We start from the raw sequence: 2,315 nt of genomic DNA on the forward strand, positions 1-2,315 counted from the left end.
GGGGCGGCTGGGATGGCCGGGCTCGCTGAGGGGCCGGCTTCGGCCGATACGGGCGAGGGCGCGGCGACTGGTGCGCGGCAGCGGGACAAGTCCGCCGGGGTGGGCGGCGTCGCGCCGTCCGTGCTGCCGGCGCAGACGGCGCGCGGCAGTATCGCGGCCCTGGCCGAGGAGCTCGGTATGCGCCGGGCGCGCGTCCTCTCCCGCTACGGGCTGCACATCGCCGCCGACCGCTGGGACGAGTCGTACGGCGCGAAGACCCCGATGGCGCAGGCCGCGCCCGCGGCGTGCGTGACGTGCGGGTTCCTGGTGCCGTTGGCGGGGTCGCTGCGGCAGGCGTTCGGGGTGTGCGCGAACGAGTTCTCGCCCGCGGACGGGCGTGTGGTGTCGCTCGCCTACGGGTGCGGGGGGCATTCCGAGGCGGCCGTCATGCCGAAGCCGTCGCGGCCGGCGCCGCCGGTCATCGACGAGACCGTCGCCGATCCGCTGCCGCTCCACCCCGACCGCAACGGCGGCTCGGTGGAACCGGCGGGAGCGCCGGAGGAGTTGGGGCACTCCTAGAGGCCCGGTCGCCCCCAGCGGCGCCGTACGTCCGGCAGGCGGTACGTTCGGCGCTGGACGGACGTTGGGCGGGACCGGGCGAGGGAGACGACAGTGGGCGGCGGCACGGCGATGGTGCAGGCGACACCCGGCGGGGCGGACCCGTTCGGGACGGCGCGGCTGCGGCGCGGCGTGCTGGACGCGTGGGCCGCGTCCCCCGCCCGTTTCCGCGAGGACGCCAACGCCGAGGAGGACCTCGCCCTCGGCGGCTACCGTGACCGCCTGGTCGTGGAACTCGCCCAGAACGCGGCCGACGCCGCCGCCCGTGCCGGTGTCCCCGGCCGCCTCCGCCTCACCTTCGCCCCGACGGGCCCCACCGGCTCGCCGCACACCGGCCCGACGGGCCCGATCGGTTCGGCCCCGACCGGCTCGGCTGCCAACGGCCCCACCGGCTCGGCCCTCGCCGCCGGCGGCGGTCCGGCCACGCTCATCGCCTCCAACACCGGTGCCCCCCTCGACGCCCCCGGTGTCGAATCGCTCTCGACGCTGCGCGCGTCCGCCAAGCGGGATGACGATCCGGTCGCCGCTGTCGGGCGGTTCGGGGTCGGGTTCGCCGCGGTGCTGGCGGTCAGTGACGAGCCCGCGGTCGTCGGGCGTGCGGGCGGGGTCCGCTGGTCGCTCGCCGAGGCGCGGGAGTTGGCGCGTGAGGCGGCCGGGGCGGCCAGGGCGGCCGAGGCAGGCGGGGCGGCGGCCAGGGCGGCCGGGGCAGCCGATACGGCCGGGGCCGGCCCGGGCGAGGGTCTCGCGGACGAGCTCCGCCGCCGCGACGGCCACGTCCCGCTGCTGCGGCTGCCGCTGCCCGCCGAGGGCACCGCGCCCGTCGGCTACGACACCGCCGTCGTCCTGCCCCTGCGCGACGGAGCCGCCGCCGACCTCGTCGCGCGCCTGCTCGCCGGGATCGACGACGCGCTGCTGCTGACCCTCCCGGGGCTCGACGAGGTCGTGGTCGAAACCCCGGAATCCGTGCGGACTCTGACGAGGCATCAGGAAGGCCTGTACGTCGTGATCGAGGACCGGGAGGAGCACACGGTGAGCGGGGCGGCACCCCGACCCGACACCGCACCCCGACCCCACACCGCACCCCGACCCGACACCGCGCCTCAGTCCGACACCACGCTCCGGTCCGACACCGCGCCGGGGTCCGATGCCGCTCGGTGGCCCGCCTCCGCGCCCCTGTCCGCCTCCGCTCCCGGTGCCGCCTCCGCGCCCGTCACCCGTACCACCCGCTGGCGGACCTCCGCCGCCGGTGGTGCGCTGGACGCGGCGCTGCTCGCCGACCGCCCCGTCGAGGAGCGGCTGCGGCCGGTGTGGTCGGTGACCTGGGCCGTCCCGGTACGTGGCGACGAACCCTTGCCTGGACACGGCAGCGAGTTCCGGCCCGTACGCGGCGGCGAAGTCCCGCCCGTCCGGGACAGTGAAGGTGAGCGCGATGGGGGTGACCGCCGTGGCGCGCCCGCGCGTCCGGCCACCGCGCCCGTCGTCCACGCCCCCACTCCCACCGACGAACCCCTCGACCTTCCCGCCCTGTTGATCGCCTCCTTCCCGCTGGAGCCGACCCGCCGCCACGCCGCGCCCGGGCCGCTCACGGACTTCCTGGTGGAGCGGGCGGCGGAGGCGTACGTCGCCCTCGTACGCGACTGGCGCCCCGTCGGCACCGGCACCATCGACCTCGTCCCGGGCCCCCTCGGCAAGGGCGAACTCGACGGCCGCCTCCGCGC

2 protein-coding genes are annotated in these 2,315 nt (G+C 77.6%); both read left to right on the forward strand.

Features of this window, described 5'->3' with window-relative positions; all coding sequences use genetic code 11:
• On the forward strand, positions 1 to 558 hold a 558-nt coding region (locus tag AOK16_RS24760; RefSeq protein WP_157859349.1), incomplete at its 5' end, for a DUF3027 domain-containing protein.
• 111 nt (positions 559 to 669) lie between these two features.
• A partial coding sequence (locus tag AOK16_RS24765) for a sacsin N-terminal ATP-binding-like domain-containing protein (protein WP_420865405.1) occupies positions 670 to 2,315 on the forward strand: 1,646 nt, incomplete at its 3' end.

This window comes from Streptomyces pathocidini, from assembly GCF_001418495.1.
GTDB lineage: Bacteria > Actinomycetota > Actinomycetes > Streptomycetales > Streptomycetaceae > Streptomyces > Streptomyces pathocidini.